Origin of the sequence: Aquimarina latercula DSM 2041 (genome assembly GCF_000430645.1) — a bacterium.
GTDB classification, from domain to species: domain Bacteria; phylum Bacteroidota; class Bacteroidia; order Flavobacteriales; family Flavobacteriaceae; genus Aquimarina; species Aquimarina latercula.
Window position 1 is genome coordinate 116,103 of sequence record NZ_AUMK01000003.1, and the last position, 18,667, is coordinate 134,769.

Here is an 18,667-nt window from a genome sequence, read left to right on the forward strand (position 1 = left end):
GCGGTTGTTGTACTTTTTTCTTTTGGAGAATTTATTGGTAAAATGTTATATCAAATTCAATATTCATAGATTATGAGAAAAGTAACGCCATATAGGGATAAGGACGAGGCTATTAAAACATTAGATAATGGAGGGAGATTCTATAACATTCTAACAAAAGCTGATGATGGAGTGATTTCTCAATCGGAATTAGGAAAAGTATCTGGTCTTTTTAGTGATAAACAAAAAATGATTCTTTTTTTAGATTTGGCAACTTCTAATCTAAGTGATAAAGATAGAGAAGAAATTATCGTTGCATTATCAAATGAATTAAGATCTGTTTATGATCAATATACTATCAAAAGATTGTTGGTCAATGAAGTGAAGGAAAAGGGTGAATTATCTACTAATATAGTTATTACTGGTGTTCCAAAGAGAATAGCTTCTAAATCAGACTTTAATGGGTTTATTATGGTTCCGATTGTTGCGGGTAAAGTAACAACATTTTCTATGATTCCAATCGTGGATACGTATGATGTATATGAAATAACTTCTGATGACTCATTAGATACTTTTGTAATTGCACATGCAAAAGGAGGGCAAAGACTTCCTGAAAGGAAAATAAAAGTTGCTGGAGTTTTGAAAGAACTAAAAGCGCAAAAGGATGAAACCGATTCAAAAAAATATTTAGAAGTTATTTATTACTTAGATATATAGTTTTCTATATTCTCAAATAAATAGGATCTAAATGCATATTGGATATTAAAAAAGCCTTTATAAATATATTACAAAGGCTTTAATTTTTAGGGTTGAATTTTTGGATTATTGATTTTTTAGCTTTTCCGCTTGAGCTGTCCAGTTATCACGTTCAATACGACCAGGAAAGAATTGTATTAATTCTGTAACTGTTTCTATATCTTCTTTGGTAAATTTACTTATTTGATCAAAAGTATATATTCCAATGCTATTTAATTTCTTTTCAATGAATGGTCCAACACCACTAATCAATTTTAAATCATCTTTTTGTGACTCACTTGCTGTTCCAAAGCTTTCAAAATTTAATTGAGGCTTTTCTGTATCACTCAAATCCTTTTTGACTTCTGCTACTTCAATTGATTTAGGAGCTTCTACCGGAATAGGATTAGAAAAAGTGGTATTAGCCTTTTTGTAGCTATCACTAGCTTTGCGTAATTTTTCTTTCTCTTTATGGCATTGATCTAATTTTTCTTGGTATTTATTTTTAAGAGACCATCTCGATAAAAGCCATCCAAGTAAGAAAGCTATTATTAATAATAAGAGAAGGCACCACCAGTTTGCTTCGTTTAAAAAATCTAACATTTTTATAGTTGGTATTTAGTTTACAATTATTTCTATTCGTCTATTTTTTGCTCTATTTTCCTGTGTGTCATTTGGAGCAATTGGACTTAATTCTCCTTTAGATTTAGCAGTAAATTTGTCTGAAGGGATACCTTGAGAAGTTAGATAATCTCTAACGTTTTGGGCTCGCTTAAGTCCAAAGAGCTGATTGGATTTGGTATCACCAATGTTATCAGTATGACCAGTAATTAATACTTTTTTATCAGGATACTTAGTAAGGTAGTTTTTTAGTTCTAAAGCATAATTAGATAAGGTAGCATCTGGTTTAAAATCTTTAGATCCAAAACTTGAGTATAACGTTTTATTAGCAATACCTTTTTCTATTTCCTCTATTCTGGATTCATCTATTTTATGAAAGTTTAGCAAAATACCACCATTGTATGTACCATTAGCATCATAATCATAGGTATGTAATTTTGCTTTGGTTAGAATTCGGTCTTTGTTTACTCCACCGGTGTTAACTAAAATATCTTTAATAAAATTGGCTCTTGAGATACCAGTTAATGAGTCTGCTTCTCTTTCGGTAGAAGTTTCATACCCATAGATTATTAAGTCTTGATCTTGATGTTGTCCAAGGTAATTAGCTATTTTATTCTCAAAACCATTAAGGCTTTCAGGTATAAAAACATCAAAATTAGAATTGTTGATTTGGATGTTTTTTGGATATCTAAAAACATCCATGTTTTCAATATCCTTTGCATATAGACCATGAGCCAAAGCAATACTATCTTCGTAAGCTTTTTTTGCTTTTGCTTCAATAGCAGGATCTATTTGCTCTTTTACAATAGTAGATCCTTCATCTTTGTTTCCAAGACACCAATTACAGGAGTAGTACCACCACATTCCCAGACAGGCGAATAAGATAAAAATAAAGAACGAAATTAAATTTCTCATATGTTGATGATTAGTGTTATTCTCTTAAAGTTAAAAAATGTTTTCATTAAATTATTATTCTTGAGCGATTTATGTTCCGAAAAAAGATGAATAGCAAAATTTTAAGCTGAAATGCATTTGAGATGAAAAAAAAATTTATAAATTCGCAGCGTAGAAAAAATTATGGAAAATATTCTTTTACATCATCATCATTCTTATATCTCCGCCCAGGCGTGGTAAGTTGATATGTGTATAAGTTAATCATATATAATAACCCGTTTGAGCATTTTCAAACGGGTTTTTTTGTTTAAAACTTGTTTTGAACTGACCAAACACAACAATAAAAAAAATGTCAAAAATTAAAATTGCTATTCAAAAAAGCGGAAGGCTTAATCAAGATTCCGTTCAGATTTTAAAAGATTGTGGTATTTCTATAGATAACGGAAAAGACCAATTAAAAGCTACTACTAGAAACTTTCCTATGGAAGTTATGTTTCTTAGGAATGGTGATATTCCTCAGTATTTGAGAGATGGTGTTGTTGATATCGCTATTATTGGTGAAAATGTTCTAGTAGAAAAAGGAAAAGATATTACGATTGCAGAAAGGTTAAATTTTTCGAAATGTAAAGTGTCACTTGCCGTTCCTAAAGATGTGTCGTATAACTCTATAAAAGATCTTGATGGGAAAAGAATAGCTACTTCATATCCCAATACGGTAAAAGAATATTTAAAAGAAAAAGGAATCTCTGCAGACTTGCACCAGATATCAGGATCTGTAGAAATAGCACCTAATATTGGTTTAGCAGATGCTATTTGTGATATAGTGTCTAGTGGTAGTACATTGTTTAAGAATAATTTAAAAGAAGTAGAAGTAATGTTAACTTCTGAAGCTGTCTTAGCTGTTTCTCCTAAAATTAGCGATGAAAATAAGAGTTTGCTTCAAAAATTACAGTTTAGAATACAAGCTGTATTAAAGGCTAGAGCTTCTAAGTATGTATTATTGAATGCTCCGAATGATAAGATAGATCGTATTGTTGATATCCTTCCAGGAATGCGTAGTCCAACAGTTTTACCTCTTGCAGAAAAAGGTTGGAGTTCAATACATACTGTGGTCGAAAAAAATAAGTTTTGGGATATTTTAGATGAGTTAAAAGCTGAGGGAGCTGAAGGTATTTTAGTATGTCCTATCGAGAAAATGGTATTGTAGTTAATTTAGAGAAAATGCAGAAGATATATAATCCAAAGAAAAATACTTGGGCGGACATATTAAAACGACCTACACAGACCGTGGCAGATATAGAAAATGTGGTTTTAGATGTTTTTAATGATGTAAAAACTAATGGAGACGGTGCAATAAAACAATATACAGAGAAATTCGATAAAGTATCTCTAGATTCTATATTGGTATCTAAAAAAGAAATAGAAAGCGCCGATCAATTAGTTAGTCAGGACCTTAAAGACGCTATTGTTTTGGCTAAATCTAATATCGAAGCTTTTCATGCTGCTCAGAAAACGGATAAGGTTTCCTTAGAAACAACAAATGGTGTTACCTGTTGGCAAGAGAAAAGACCTATTCAAAAAGTAGGATTGTATATTCCAGGCGGAACAGCTCCACTATTTTCTACAATTCTTATGCTGGCAGTTCCAGCTACTATAGCTGGATGTAATGAGATTGTGTTATGTTCTCCACCAAATAAAGAAGGAAAAATCAATCCAGCTATTTTATATACAGCAAATCTTTGCGGCGTAACAAAAATATTTAAGGTAGGAGGCATTCAGGCAATTGCAGGAATGACATTTGGCACTGATACAATTCCACAAGTATATAAAATTTTCGGACCTGGAAATCAGTTTGTTACTGTAGCTAAACAATTAGCTACAAAATTTGGAGTAGCGATTGATATGCCTGCTGGACCAAGTGAATTGTTGGTAGTGGCTGATGATACAGCAAATCCGTCCTTTGTTGCTTCTGATTTATTAAGTCAGGCGGAACATGGAAAGGATAGTCAGGTGATTCTGGTTACTACTTCTAAAAAACTTATAGAGCAAGTAGAAAAAGAAGTTACAAATCAATGTAATTTGTTACCAAGAAAAGAGATTGCTGAAGCGGCAATAGCGAATTCTAAACTTATTTATGTAGAACATGACCAAGAAGCTTTAGAACTAATTAATGAATATGGTCCTGAGCATTTTATAGTATGTGTAGAGGATGAAGACTTTTATGTGAATAATATTATGAATGCCGGTTCTGTGTTTATTGGTAATTACACGCCAGAGAGTGCAGGAGATTACGCTTCGGGAACGAATCATACCTTGCCTACAAATGGATATGCAAAACAGTATAGTGGAGTAAATCTAGATAGTTTCATGAAATCAATGACATTTCAGAAACTATCTGCGGAAGGTATCAAAAATATTGGAAATGCCATAGAGATTATGGCGGATGCCGAAGGTTTACAAGCGCATAAGAACGCAGTTACATTGCGATTAGAAAGTTTAAAGGATATTGACTAAAACGTTATTCGAGTATAGAATTTATAGTAAAAAAGAAGTAAATGAATTGTAGAAATTGTGAAAATATCTTAGCTGATGATGCTGATTATTGTCAATCTTGTGGTGCGAAAGTAATAAGAGAACGTATTACTTTAAAAGGGTTGAAAAGTGATTTTTTCAGTAATGTTTTGGGATTAGATAATCTTTTTGTTAGAACTTTAATTCATTTTGTGACTTCTCCAGATAAAGTTATTTCAGAGTATATCTCGGGAACAAGAAAACGATATATAAACCCATTTGCATTTCTGGTAATCGGAACTGCTGTTGCTACATTTATTTTTAACTTTTTTTCTGATGATTATAGTGAATTGATTCTTGCTACTCAAACGGAATCTTTTTATGAGTCATTATTTTCTATGTCAAACCCCGATATAGAGAAAAACACTGTGGAATATCAAGAAAAATACTTGGAATACAAAAAAGAACAGGCTGAAGCTAATAAAGTTACCCAAAGTTTTATGCTTAAGTATTTTAATATTATAGCTTTTATGTTAATTCCTTTTTATACGTTTTTAGCGGTAATGGTTTTTGGGAGAAAACGGTTTAATTATGGAGAACATCTTGTTATAAACTCTTATTTACTTGGGTTCGGATTGTTTTCTGGTACGTTATTCTTTTTATTAGGTTTACTAATTAGTCCATCAATCTATTTCGTAAGCTCTTTGGTGGTTATCTTTTATTATTTGTTTACTTATAAGAAACTATGTAGCTATAGTATTGGACAAATGATTCTTAAACTATTAAAGTTTGTAGTGGTATTGATCCTGTCAACAATAGTTTTCTTCATATTCGCTATTATAATAGGGATTATAATAGCATATATGAGAGCAATGATTTTTGGATAATTTATAGAATATTAACAAGTAATGAAACAATTAAATTTCAACATAAATAATATAACTCGTGAAAACGTTAAAGGATTAAAACCATATTCCTCTGCGAGAGATGAATACGTTTCAGATGGCTCTGAAATGATTTTTCTGGATGCCAATGAAAATCCATATGAAAATGGAGTAAATAGATATCCTGATCCACAACAACGTAGTCTAAAAGAGGTATTAGCTACACAAAAGGGGGTTAATACAAATAATATATTATTAGGAAACGGAAGTGACGAGGTATTAGATCTTTTGTTTAGGGCTTTTTGCGAACCTAAAGTTGATAATGTTATTACGTTACCACCTACCTATGGGATGTATAATGTATTAGCTAATACCAACGATGTTCAAAATAAAAAAGTTCTTTTAAATGATAATTTTGAACCTAATGTTTCTAAAATATTAGATACAGTTGATCAACAAACAAAGATCATATTTTTATGTTCTCCTAATAATCCTACGGGGAATTCGTTTTCAGAAGATAGTATTGCCCAAATTTTAGAAAATTTCAAAGGGTTGGTAGTTATAGATGAAGCGTATATTGATTTCTCTTCTAAAAAAAGTTGGATACTTAAAATTAGAGAATACCCAAACCTAGTAATAACGCAGACGTTATCAAAAGCATATGGAATGGCAGGGATCAGACTAGGTTTGTGTTATGCTTCAGAAGAAATCATAAGTATACTCAATAAAATTAAGCCTCCTTATAATGTTAATGAATTAACGCAGAAAAAGGCGTTGGATAGAGTTAAAGACGTTAATAAGATTAAAGAAGAAGTAGCTAATATTTTAAAGGAGAGAGAACGTATGATAGATTCCTTAGAAAATATTCAGTTTGTAAAAGAAATTTATAAAACCGATGCTAATTTTGTATTGATTCAAGTAGATAATGCAAATGTACGATATGATCAATTGTTAAAACAAGGGATTGTTATTCGTAATCGTACGACACAACCATTATGTGAAAACACACTGAGATTAACAGTTGGAACTAATCAAGAAAATAAGAAGTTAATAGAGGCTTTAAAAAGTATATAAATTCTGTTCTTAATGAATACGAATTACAAAAAATAAATTAAAATGAAGAAAGTATTATTTATAGATAGAGATGGGACATTGGTGTTGGAACCACCTGTAGATTATCAATTAGATAGTTTGGAGAAGTTAGAGTTCTATCCAAAGGTTTTTCAATATATGGCTAAAATAGCCGACGAATTGGATTATGAATTGGTGATGGTAACTAATCAGGATGGATTAGGAACTGATTCTTTTCCAGAAGATACTTTTTGGCCAGCACATAATAAAGTAATGACTGCATTCGAAAAAGAAGGAGTCGTGTTTAATGCTGTTCATATTGATAAAACTTTTCCTCATGAAAATGCGGATACTCGTAAGCCAAGAACAGGTTTATTAACGGAGTATTTTGATAAGGAAAATTACGATCTAGAAAATTCATTTGTTTTAGGAGATAGAATTACAGATATGGAGTTGGCAAAAAATCTTGGAGCTAAAGGGATTTTCCTGTCAGAAGATCCTGAGCTTGGAGCAGATGAAATAGAAACTGATACAACAGCCATTTCAGAAAGTATTGTATTAACATCGACAGACTGGAAGGAAATTTATGAATTCTTAAAACTTGAAGATCGAGTTGCTGAAATTACCAGAAATACAAATGAAACCAAGATCTATATTAAACTTAATTTAGATGGTTCTGGTCAAAATGAGATTTCTACAGGGCTTCACTTTTTTGATCATATGTTAGATCAAATTGGACGTCATGGTGCGATGGATTTAACAGTTAAAGTAGATGGAGATTTACACGTAGATGAACATCATACTATAGAAGATACTATGATTGCTTTAGGAGAGTTGTTTTCTAAAACTCTTGGTAATAAATTAGGTATCGAACGTTACGGGTTTTGTTTACCTATGGATGATTGTTTAGCACAGGCAGCAGTTGATTTTGGAGGTCGTCCTTGGTTGGTTTGGGATGCTGATTTCAAACGTGAAAAAATAGGGGATATGCCAACAGAAATGTTTTTTCATCTTTTTAAATCTTTTACAGATGGTGCCAAGTGTAATCTAAATATCAAAGCCGAAGGAGAAAATGAACATCATAAAATAGAAGGAATATTTAAAGCATTTGCTAAAGCGATGAAAATGGCGGTAAAAAGAGATGCAAATAAAATGTTTTTACCAAGTACCAAAGGAATGTTATAACAAACCAAATTGTATAATTAAAAAGGTCTTGAATCAAGTTCAGGATGCAATAATATGAAGATAGTAATTATAAATTACGGAGCAGGAAATATTCAATCGATCAAATTTGCGATTCAACGATTGGGATATGAAGCTGTCTTAAGTGATGACCCTCAAGAAATAAAATCTGCGGATAAAGTGATTTTTCCTGGAGTAGGAGAAGCGAGCAGTGCTATGAGTAAGTTAAAAGATTCTGGTTTAGATACCTTGGTCCCACAATTAAAGCAACCAGTTTTAGGAATTTGTTTAGGGATGCAATTGATGTGTAATTACACAGAAGAAGGTGATACTAAAGGTTTGGGTATTTTTCATACGGATGTGGTAAAGTTTAATCACGGAGTAAAAGTTCCTCAAATAGGATGGAATCAAATAGAGTCATTAAGTTCTGCCTTATTTAGTGGAGTAGAAGAGAAGGAGTATATCTATTTAGTTCATAGTTATTATGCTCCTATAATGGAAGAAACCATTGCACAATCTACTTACGGAGTAACTTATAGTACAGCTTTACAGAAAGATAATTTCTACGGAACTCAATTTCATCCAGAAAAGAGTAGTGATGCGGGAGAGAAGATTTTGAAAAACTTTTTAGAGTTAAAAATTAATAACTAATAATTATAAAATAAAGCATGAGGATCATACCTGCAATAGATATCATTGACGGAAAGTGTGTTCGCCTTTCTAAAGGAGATTATGATACTAAAAAAATATATAATGAAAATCCATTAGAAGTAGCAAAAGAATTTGAGGCTCATGGAATTCAATATTTACATTTAGTTGATCTAGATGGTGCAAAATCTAAGCATATAGTAAATCATAAGGTGTTAGACCAGATAGCTTCTAAAACGGGTTTAAAAATTGATTTTGGAGGAGGTTTAAAAACAGATGAAGATTTAAAAATAGCTTTTGATAGTGGTGCAAATCAAATTACTGGTGGTAGTATTGCAGTAAAGAATCCTGATATTTTTAAATCTTGGTTGCAAAAATTCGGGAGTGATAAAATTATTTTAGGAGCAGATGCACAACATGAAAAAATCGCAGTAAGTGGTTGGTTGGAAGAAAGTGATAAAGAGCTAATTCCTTTTGTTAAAGAATATAAAAAAGAGGGTGTGTCCTATGTGATTTGTACAGATATTAGTAAAGATGGGATGTTAGAAGGACCTTCTTTTGATTTGTATAGAAAAATGTTGAATGAAATAGGAGATATAAAGCTAATTGCTTCTGGAGGGATTTCAACTTTTGATGAATTACCAAAATTGGCTGAAATTGGATGTGAAGGAACAATTATAGGAAAAGCAATTTATGAGAATCGAATAAGTTTAAAACAATTAGAGAATTATATTCTTCAAAACAGTTAGTAAGTAATGAAAGAGGAAATATCACAAGAGTTTAAGGAGCAAATCTCCTATAGATTGGATGAAAGTCTTAGGATGATTACTATTAGTTTTGATCAACTTTCTGAAGATGATATATGGAAACGGTTTAATCAATCTTCAAATAGTATCGGAAATTTGATGCTTCATCTTTGTGGTAATATTACTCAATATGGTATAGCTTCTCTAGGAGGTTTGGAAGATGAAAGAGATAGGGATACTGAGTTTGAACCTAAAGAAGGTTTTTTGAAAGAAGAGTTGTTATTAAAACTTAATGAGACTTTAGAACAAGCCAAGACAATCTTGTTCGATTGTACTATTTCTGAATTAATGAGAAAACGAGAAGTGCAAGGGTTTACTTTTTCAGGAATTGGTATAATGATTCACGTGACTGAACATTTGTCTTATCACACGGGGCAAATAGCTTTTTGGACAAAACAATTAAAGAATAAAGATTTAGGTTTTTATGAAGGTATGGATCTAAATATAAAAAATAAAGAAAACTAATGTTAACTAAAAGAATTGTACCGTGTTTAGATATTAAAAACGGACGTACGGTAAAAGGAGTCAATTTTGTTGATTTAAGAGATGCTGGAGATCCAGTAGAATTAGCAGATGCATATTCTAAAGCAGGAGCCGATGAACTAGTTTTTTTGGATATTTCAGCTACTGAGGAGAGAAGAAAAACACTTGCTAATTTAGTTCTTAGAGTTGCAGAGAAAGTTAATATACCGTTTACCGTTGGTGGAGGCATATCATCTATAGAAGATGTAGATGTTTTACTGCAAAATGGAGCGGATAAGGTTTCTGTTAATTCCTCTGCAGTAAAAAATCCACAGTTAATTAATGAATTAGCAGGGAAATTTGGAAGTCAATGTATTACAGTAGCTATAGATGCTAAACAAATTGATGGGAAATGGATAGTACATTTGGTCGGAGGAAAAGTACCAACTGAGCTTGATCTATTTGATTGGGCAAAGGAAGTAGAAGAAAGAGGTGCCGGAGAAATTTTATTTACTTCTATGGATAATGATGGAACTAAAGATGGTTTTGCTAATCAAGCTTTAGCAAGATTATCTACAGAATTAAATATTCCTATAATTGCATCTGGTGGAGCAGGTAATACACAACATTTTATAGATACTTTTAAAGAAGGAAAAGCAGATGCTGCATTAGCAGCAAGTGTTTTTCATTTTAAAGAAATAGAAATAAAAGATTTAAAAGAGGAATTGCGGTTAAATGAAATTCCGGTAAGATTATAACAAAATATAATTCCGGACTTGATCTGGAAACCAAAATATAGATTGATAAAATGGAAATAAATTTCAATAAAAATAATGATGGACTTGTTCCGGCAATAATTCAAGATGCAACCACTAGAAATGTTTTGATGCTTGGTTATATGAATGAGGAGGCTTACCAGAAAACAATAGAAACTAAAAAGGTAACTTTTTTTAGCAGAACTAAGAATAGATTATGGACTAAAGGTGAGGAGAGTGGTAATTTTTTGAATCTTGTAGATCTAAAAAATGACTGTGATAATGACACCTTATTAATCCAAGTAAACCCAGTGGGTCCAACTTGTCATAAAGGAGATGATACTTGTTGGGCACAGAAAAATGTTCAGTCTTTTGGTTTTTTGACAGATTTGGAAAACACTATACAGGATAGAAAAGAAAATCAAGATAATGAAAAATCTTATGTAGCATCTCTCTTTAGAAAAGGGATAAATAAAGTTGCTCAAAAAGTAGGAGAAGAAGCTGTAGAAGTGGTTATAGAAGCTAAGGATGATAACGAAAAGTTGTTCTTAGATGAAAGCGCAGACCTTCTTTTTCATTATTTAATTTTACTACAAGCTAAAGGTTATAAGCTTAATGATATTGTAAAAGTGTTAAAATCTAGAGGTTAAGGGTGTAGGTAAGTGTTGATTTTTGTAAGGGGATGATGTTTTTTTAACATATTTTTATAATTTCGCCGGGCTTTTCGAATACCTGTTAATTTTATTTCGTTTTTATAGGTAACAAAAAGCTTAAAAATGATACTTACAGATAAATAAATTGATTTTGAAACAAAACTACACAAAGTTACTTTTCGTTTTATTAATATTTTTTGGCGGTATTGGAGATGCTTTTTCTCAATGTAGCCAAGAACAAATGATAACCATTTGTGATATGGAGACTATCGATTTCGATTTCGATGGTATTCCAGATGGTATTATTAATTTGTATGATGAAACAGGTATCGTACCGGAATCAGGAGATTTTTGGGAATCTACAGGAATAGAAGAAGGTGAAGAAGGAATAGAAGCTTCTGGAGTTTTAAGATTATGGCAGTTAAGAAATGCTTCTGATCTTTATTTTTTTGAACTTAAGAATCCGAATTGCCCAGATGACTATAGAGTTAGAGTTAATGTCAAACTTGGTCCGTATGCTGGTATTGCAGCAACAACTGGTTTCTTTCCTGTTTGTGATAATGATGATATTTGTACAGCAGGATTTGAAATAGACATTAACCTTTTTGATACATTAGAGTCAAGAGAAGGGTTCGCTCTTCCTCATCTAAACGGTATATGGACTTATACCGGCTCTCTACCTTCTGATACATATATTCTAAGCGGCTCAAACTTTGGTACAACCATTGAAAATAATGGTGGTTTCCCTGTGGATAGTGAAGATTTTAGTTTTAGGTATACCGTTTTTAATGTAGATACTTGTATTACTGAATTTGTAGATGTTCAGATAACTGTAGTAAGACCGGTTACGGCAGGTTATGGATCATCATTTTCGATCTGTGAAGGCGATATCGCATCTTGGGATATGGATATTAATTTATTCGATAACCGATTTTTAAATGGAGAAGAATTAGGTGGAAGTTGGGAAGACGATGATAATACTGGCCAAATTACAAGTGCTACGGATGCAGTAATTAATTTGAAAGAGGTCTATGATGCGTTTAGAGCTTCTCCAGAATATGTTCCAGGTTTTAGTTGTATAGATTTTAGTTATACCTATAAGATCAACAGTAGATCTCCAATATGTCCTAATGACGAAGAAACGGTAATGTTTGTTATATATGAAGAGTTAAGGCCATTTGCTCCACAGAATTCAGTGGAAGAAATTTGTCCTAATTCGTCTCCGGCTCAAATTAACCTTTTTGATTTACTTGAGTTTGAACCCGGTTACGTTTATACGGATGGTTCATTAGTGGATGATTTTGCGTATTGGACATTTCTTGGAGGTATTCCTTTCAATGGTGATCTTAACTTAGAAAATAATTTAAATGATACACCAGAAGATGAACAACATTTAGGACCAATTACTATTGCGGGAGCCAGACCAGGGAGTTATAGATTTAGATACGATGTGGTTCCTAGACAAAGCTGTGGTGCAACATTTTCTTATTCCGGTGATGTTTGTCAGCCTATTAGTATAGAGAGCAACCCTTGTCCTACTATTTCTACTATAGTTACAATTGTAATTTTACCTCATGATTATGCAGGAGAAGATACTTTAGATCTAATTATATGTAAGACAGATGCCAATCAATATAGTTTAAGAAGTTTATTAAACTCAGATGGACGAACTATAGAGGAAGGGATTTGGACAGATAATAATAATGGAGGTAACGTAGTTGATGATTTATTCTTGGTTCCTGAAGAAATTAATGCTCCAATTTCGTATTCCTTTACACATACAACAACCAACCCTTCTGGGTGTGTTGATGAAGCTTTATTAGAGTTTACAATTTATAAAGAAGCAAATGCTGGAGCAGGAAGTGGTACCGCTACATCACTATGTTCAGATAATTTAACGGTAACACTTTTCAATCTTTTAGAAGGTAATCCTGATCCAACAGGAACGTGGATTGGACCTCTTGGTTATATGTCACCAGATCATCTAGGTATTTTTGATGCTTCAGATAATACACTACCAATTCTAGGTCCGGGAGATTATGTATATACTGTTGGAGGTAATGTCGGTTGTAGTTCTCAAGATCAAGCAACAGTAACTATAGCTATTGTAGAACCAGTAGAGATTGGTAATGATAGAAGTGATTCTTTTTGTGAAATTGATGGACGTGTTAACTTATTTACAATTTTAGATAATAATACACCAAGAACCGGAACTTTTCAGGATATAGAAAATACAGGTGCTTTAACTCCAGATGGAGTGGTAGAGTTTGATTTATTACCAAATCCCGATAATGAGGTTAATAAGATTTATAATTTTAGATACGTAATTCCTAACACAGCACCTTGTAATGAATCTTCATTAAATGTAGAAGTACAAATCATAGATTTACCAGAACCGAATGTGCCGGATCAAGAATTCTGTATTCTTGATGGTAAAAGATTAGATGATATTGAAGTGGATGTATTAAATTATAATTGGTATCCTACATTAGAAAGTGATATGCCTATTATTGATAATCCATTACTTTTTGATAATCAAATATATTATATCGCAACTGTAGATGCTGATAATTGCGAGTCAGAAAGAGTAACGGTTGCTGTTAATATTCTTAATATGGGTGAGCGATTCTCTAATGGTGATATATGCGCATTGGATTTTCAAGATGGAGTTTCTCCAGATGGGAATAATCAAAATGACACTTTTGATTTGTTTATTGAAGATGAGTTTAATATCCCAGTTGCTTTTCCGGATTTTGATTTGAAGATATATAACAGATACGGAGCAAAAGTATTTGAAGGAAATAGAAATACTGAGGAGTTCCGGGGAGAAAGTAATGTTTCTATTCGATTGGGAGATGATTTACCATCTGGAACCTATTTCTACATTTTTACACCAAACTTTGAAAACAATTTTCCTATTCAAGGAAGCTTTTACCTAAGCAGATAAACAATGAAATCACGATTAATTTTTAGTATAGCGATAGTTTTCTGCTCGGTATTGTATGCACAGCAGGAACCACAATATTCTCAATATATGTATAACATGAGTACGGTAAACCCTGCTTATGTTACGAACCAGAGTGGATTGATTTCTACTGGTTTATTATATAGAAGACAATGGACAGGAATTGAAGGCTCACCAGAAACAGCAAATGTATTCGGAAACATTCCATTGAGTGAGAAGATTGAATTAAGTGTTAATTATGTAAATGACAGAATTGGTGAAGCAATTAGCACCAATAACAATTTCTTTAATGTTGATTTCGCATATATTACACGTATATCAGATCGTTTTAAATTATCTTATGGTTTAAAAGTAGGAATCAATAGTTTTAAATTAGATGCTTCTGGTTCTGATGTAGCAGATGATCCTGCATTTGCTGCAAATAATTCTGAATTACAGCTAAACATAGGAGCAGGATTATTCTTGTTTTCTAATAATTTTTATGCCGGTATTTCTTCTCCAAATTTATTACCTAATGAGGTGGCTGTCGATGGTATTGGTGTTTCTCAATCAAAGACCCATTTATATGGAGTTACAGGTTTTGTGTTTGATTTAGTAGATGAGGTTAAACTTAAGCCATCTATGGTTATAAAGCAGGTTTTAGATTCTCCGCTTACATTTGATATTTCACTTAATTCTTTGATTTATAATAAATTCGAATTAGGTGTTTCTTATCGTTATGAGGATGCTTTTATTGCATTGGCTGGATTTAATATAACGAGAAATCTAAAAGTAGGATATTCATATGATTTTAGTACAAGTGAGTTAAGTGGATATAACAATGGAAGTCACGAAATTATTCTATTATACAATTTCGATTTACTCAATTTTAGTAATAAGTATACATCTCCAAGATTTTATTAAGATATGAAAACTAAAATAATATTTGTATTCATCTTATTGATTACACAGTTTATCTTTTCTCAGAAAAAGAGTAGAGCGGATCGTTTTTTTGATAATGGAGATTATATAAATGCGGCATTGCAATACGAAGAAGAATTAAATCAAGAAGGATATGAAAAACATATTCTTGAAAATATTTCTATTTCATATTACAATACATTTCAGTTTAAAAAGGCGTATAGATATCTTAAGGTTTTGACTTCGGGTAAGTTTTATGGAAAGGATAAGTCGTATGATAATTCATATAATTTTATGATGCATCAAGTACTTTCTTCCTTAGGAAAATATGAAATGGCTGTCGATTTCCTAGTGTTATATAAAAAAAATCTGGAAACAAATCCATTAAATAAATTAGATGCAATTGCGACAATAGAAGCTTTTAAATTAAAAGATGATGATTATGTTGTGAATTCTGTAGCGTTTAATTCTGAAGCTTCAGAGTTTGGAGCGGTAAAATTAGATAGTACTGTGTATTTTGCATCTGACAGAAGTTCTCATGGTTTTATGAATCAAAAATATAAATGGACGCATAGACCATTTTTAGATATATATACTGTTAAGGTTGATAGCAATAATATAGGAGTCTCCGAAATTGAGGCTCTTTCTGGAGAAGTTAATTCTAAACTCCACGAAGGTAATTTTTGTTTTACTTCGGATGGTAATACTATATATTTTTCAAAAAGTAATTCAGAAAAAGGGAAAAAGAAATTTGATAGTCTAAGAAATAATGCAATTCATTTATATAAAGCTAAAAGAGTTGATGGAGAATGGCAGAAGCCAGAAAAATTAAAATTTAATAATAAAGAATATTCTATAGAACATCCTTCTATTTCAGCAGATGATAGGATGTTGTATTTCTCGTCTAATATGCCAGGCGGATATGGGGATTTTGATATTTATGTTTCCGAAATTAATATGGATGGAACTTATGGAGAACCAATTAATCTTGGTTCATCTATTAATACAGAAAATAGAGAACAGTTTCCGTTTATTTCTAAAGAAGGACATTTGTTTTTTTCTTCTAATGGTCACTTAGGATTAGGAATGATGGATGTTTTTGTCTCTGAATTAAAAGAAAATCAATTTACAAAACCAGTAAACTTAGGTGCACCAATTAACTCTAGCTACGATGATTTTTCCTTAACGTATTATAATGAAAAAGACGGTTTTTTTGCATCGAATAGAAAAGGAAAAACAGATGACGACATCTTTTCTTTTTCTCAGATAGGAGAAATATTTTTGAAAGAATATATGGCGAATTTTGAGGTTAGAGATTTTGCTACAGATAATTATGTTTCCAATGCTGATGTGTATTTACAAAATGCAGAAAGGCAAAAAGTGTACGAATCTACACTAGATTCAATCTCAGCGTTTAGTTTATCAATTTTTCCTGGAAAATATGATTTTAGAGCTTCTTCTAATGGATATAAAACTAATATCAAACCTATTCTAGTGAAAGAAAAAGATAATGAAACTTATGTAATTTATTTAGAAAAGGAAATAGAACTTGCAATTGTAGAGAATTCTAAGGAACGAGAAACAGAAGCTATTACCACTTCTGAAAACACAACTACAAAAAGAAAAGAAAAACTTACTGCAGAGGAGTTAAGGTTAAAGTTGCTTTCGGATAAAGTAGGCCCCCCTGTTATCGAAAAGAATGGGAAGCTGTATTTTGATCTTCCACCAATCTATTTTGATTATGATAAATGGAATATTAGAGCAGATTCCAAAAAAGTATTGGATGATTTTGCTTTAAAGTTGGAAAAGTACAAAACAGTTTATATTAAAATTTCTTCACATACGGATAGTAGAGGTACGGATTCATATAATCAAGTTTTATCTGAAAAAAGAGCAGAATCTACTCGTAATTATTTAGCATTGGTAGGTTATGTAAATGCAAGAAGAATGCAATTTAAAGGATTTGGAGAATCTGCACCTTTAATTGATTGTGATACTAAAACCTGTTCAGAAGAAGAGCATCAGATAAACCGGAGAAGTGAATTTGAGATTATTAAATATTAGCATGTTTTGGTAATTCTATTTTGAGTAATTATCAATAGTTAAAAAAGATATTTAACTAAAAACTTAGTTGTAAGTTTGTTTTTTTAACCACAAAACTCAAACTATGAATAAATTGTATGGAATTTTCCTCCTTTGTATAAGTTTTCTTAGTTGTCAAAAAGAAAGGCCCATTGATTATGCTATTTTCTCGGGACAGATAAAGAATTCGAAAAAAATAGATACTCTTACATTAATAGGAGATCATTTGAAAAAGAGTATTCCAATTGCGCCAGATGGTTCTTTTTCAGATACAATCCCAATCGATACCATTAATTATTTTCATTTTAGTTTAGGAAGAAAAACGGTAGAACTATATCTTGAAAAAGGAAATACGCTTCGTTTAAGCGCTGATCTTGAAAATAAATTGAATACGCTTTATTATGAAGGAGAAGGAGCTAACGAAAACAACTTTATGGTGACTAAAAGTCAATTAATTACATCCTTGAAGGATAGTATTAATTTTTTTCAATATTATAATAAACCTGTACAGGTAAAAGAACAAAGTTTGGTTCTTAAAAATGCTATCCAAAAAATTTTAGATACAATTACTACGATAACACCAGAATTTAAAGAAAAGGAACTGAGAAGTAATCAATGAAATTATTTGGCAGAGTTACATAAATACGTTGGTTTTGTTCTTAATGATTCATTACCTAAAAATTATTTTGAAGGTTTAGATGTTTCAGATTTATCTGATGCATCTAGGTATGAAACTATTGGTAGTTACAAGTCTTTAGTTAAAGAGCACTATAATAGAAAATTAGGACAAATAAAACGTGATTATTATAATAAGGAGATTTTTGAAAATGTTGGGTTTAAGTCATTCTCAGAGGTTTTAAAGGAGATGCCACATGGACTAATAAAAGATGATTTTATGTATTATCATAGTGGTTTACTTCTATATCCTGGAGAAACGAATGAAACCATTGATAACATTTTTCCTATTTTAATGACTTCATCTAATTCAGTGCACAAGAAAATATACGAAAATAAATATGAGAGACTAAAGAAATTAGAAAAAGGAAAGCCTTCTCCTTTATTTGAATATGAAGATTATAATGGAGAAGTGGTTTCGCTATCTGATTTTAAAGGAAACTATATTTATATCGATATTTGGGCTACATGGTGTAAGCCATGTATACAACAATTTCCTTATATAAAGGATTTAAAAAGGAAGTATAAGGATAAAAAAATAAAGTTTGTCGGAATTTCTATTGATGACCCAAATAATAAACCCAAATGGAAGAATTTGATCAAAAAGAAAAACTTGGATAATTCAATACAGTTGTATGCAGGAAATGTTACTAAATCCGATTTTATGAGGGAGTATTTTTTGGTAACGGATACCTATTCGTATAGTATTCCTCGTTTTATTCTTATTGATCAAAATGGTAAAATAGTAGATCGTAATGCTCCTGCACCTGTAGAAACTGAAGAAATGGAGAGATTATTTGCAACTTTAAATTTATGAAAGGCTATATGTAAAAAATCTCAAGCT

General features: G+C 31.5%; 18 protein-coding genes. 16 read left to right on the forward strand and 2 right to left on the reverse strand.

Going from position 1 to position 18,667, the window contains the following annotated elements; translation table 11 throughout:
• Positions 1–72 precede the first annotated feature (72 nt).
• Complete coding sequence (locus tag H526_RS0100565; protein WP_027391178.1) at positions 73–696, forward strand: hypothetical protein; 624 nt, start codon at positions 73–75, stop codon at positions 694–696.
• A 105-nt stretch (positions 697–801) separates the two neighbouring features.
• Here H526_RS0100565 and H526_RS0100570 read toward each other — a convergent pair whose 3' ends face one another.
• Both H526_RS0100570 and H526_RS30490 read right to left on the reverse strand, forming a co-directional pair.
• On the reverse strand, positions 802–1,317 hold the full coding sequence (locus H526_RS0100570) for a hypothetical protein (RefSeq protein WP_027391179.1): 516 nt from the start codon (positions 1,315–1,317) through the stop codon (positions 802–804).
• A 15-nt stretch (positions 1,318–1,332) separates the two neighbouring features.
• Positions 1,333–2,250 carry an OmpA family protein gene (locus tag H526_RS30490; RefSeq protein ID WP_051335910.1) on the reverse strand — a complete coding sequence of 306 codons (918 nt, stop codon included), beginning with the start codon at positions 2,248–2,250 and terminating at the stop codon, positions 1,333–1,335.
• A gap of 328 nt (positions 2,251–2,578) precedes the next feature.
• On the opposite strand from H526_RS30490, the gene hisG reads away from it, so the two are divergent.
• The 15 genes from hisG to H526_RS30495 all read left to right on the forward strand — a co-directional run bounded on the left by hisG (position 2,579) and on the right by H526_RS30495 (position 18,640).
• On the forward strand, positions 2,579–3,436 hold the full coding sequence (hisG, locus tag H526_RS0100580) for an ATP phosphoribosyltransferase (protein ID WP_027391180.1): 858 nt from the start codon (positions 2,579–2,581) through the stop codon (positions 3,434–3,436).
• Between the two features lie 14 nt (positions 3,437–3,450).
• Complete coding sequence (gene hisD, locus H526_RS0100585; RefSeq protein WP_027391181.1) at positions 3,451–4,743, forward strand: histidinol dehydrogenase; 1,293 nt, start codon at positions 3,451–3,453, stop codon at positions 4,741–4,743.
• Positions 4,744–4,784: 41 nt separating this feature from the next.
• A complete protein-coding gene (locus H526_RS0100590) occupies positions 4,785–5,627 on the forward strand; it encodes a DUF3667 domain-containing protein (protein ID WP_027391182.1) in 843 nt (280 codons plus the stop codon).
• A gap of 21 nt (positions 5,628–5,648) precedes the next feature.
• A complete protein-coding gene (gene hisC, locus H526_RS0100595) occupies positions 5,649–6,698 on the forward strand; it encodes a histidinol-phosphate transaminase (RefSeq protein ID WP_027391183.1) in 1,050 nt (349 codons plus the stop codon).
• 42 nt (positions 6,699–6,740) lie between these two features.
• Complete coding sequence (gene hisB, locus H526_RS0100600) at positions 6,741–7,880, forward strand: bifunctional histidinol-phosphatase/imidazoleglycerol-phosphate dehydratase HisB (protein ID WP_027391184.1); 1,140 nt, start codon at positions 6,741–6,743, stop codon at positions 7,878–7,880.
• Positions 7,881–7,934: 54 nt separating this feature from the next.
• Positions 7,935–8,528, forward strand: a complete 594-nt coding sequence (gene hisH, locus H526_RS0100605) for an imidazole glycerol phosphate synthase subunit HisH (protein ID WP_027391185.1) — start codon at positions 7,935–7,937, stop codon at positions 8,526–8,528.
• A gap of 17 nt (positions 8,529–8,545) precedes the next feature.
• Positions 8,546–9,274 (forward strand): 1-(5-phosphoribosyl)-5-[(5-phosphoribosylamino)methylideneamino]imidazole-4-carboxamide isomerase, encoded by a 729-nt coding sequence (gene hisA / locus H526_RS0100610; protein ID WP_027391186.1) that lies wholly within the window; start codon positions 8,546–8,548, stop codon positions 9,272–9,274.
• A 6-nt stretch (positions 9,275–9,280) separates the two neighbouring features.
• Entirely contained in the window at positions 9,281–9,796 is a 516-nt protein-coding gene (locus H526_RS0100615; protein WP_027391187.1) for a DinB family protein, read from the forward strand.
• Positions 9,796–10,551: an imidazole glycerol phosphate synthase subunit HisF gene (gene hisF / locus H526_RS0100620; RefSeq protein ID WP_027391188.1), complete on the forward strand. Its 756-nt coding sequence runs from the start codon at positions 9,796–9,798 to the stop codon at positions 10,549–10,551. The genes H526_RS0100615 and hisF overlap by 1 nt, the downstream gene beginning before the upstream one ends.
• 50 nt (positions 10,552–10,601) lie before the next feature.
• On the forward strand, positions 10,602–11,198 hold the full coding sequence (hisIE, locus tag H526_RS0100625) for a bifunctional phosphoribosyl-AMP cyclohydrolase/phosphoribosyl-ATP diphosphatase HisIE (RefSeq protein ID WP_027391189.1): 597 nt from the start codon (positions 10,602–10,604) through the stop codon (positions 11,196–11,198).
• Between the two features lie 154 nt (positions 11,199–11,352).
• Complete coding sequence (locus tag H526_RS0100630) at positions 11,353–14,148, forward strand: T9SS type B sorting domain-containing protein (RefSeq protein ID WP_027391190.1); 2,796 nt, start codon at positions 11,353–11,355, stop codon at positions 14,146–14,148.
• A 3-nt stretch (positions 14,149–14,151) separates the two neighbouring features.
• On the forward strand, positions 14,152–15,069 hold the full coding sequence (locus tag H526_RS0100635; RefSeq protein ID WP_027391191.1) for a PorP/SprF family type IX secretion system membrane protein: 918 nt from the start codon (positions 14,152–14,154) through the stop codon (positions 15,067–15,069).
• A gap of 3 nt (positions 15,070–15,072) precedes the next feature.
• Complete coding sequence (locus H526_RS0100640) at positions 15,073–17,130, forward strand: OmpA family protein (protein ID WP_027391192.1); 2,058 nt, start codon at positions 15,073–15,075, stop codon at positions 17,128–17,130.
• A 103-nt stretch (positions 17,131–17,233) separates the two neighbouring features.
• Positions 17,234–17,767 (forward strand): hypothetical protein, encoded by a 534-nt coding sequence (locus tag H526_RS0100645; RefSeq protein ID WP_027391193.1) that lies wholly within the window; start codon positions 17,234–17,236, stop codon positions 17,765–17,767.
• Positions 17,768–17,773: 6 nt separating this feature from the next.
• Positions 17,774–18,640 carry a TlpA family protein disulfide reductase gene (locus H526_RS30495; protein WP_027391194.1) on the forward strand — a complete coding sequence of 289 codons (867 nt, stop codon included), beginning with the start codon at positions 17,774–17,776 and terminating at the stop codon, positions 18,638–18,640.
• Positions 18,641–18,667: the final 27 nt, after the last annotated feature.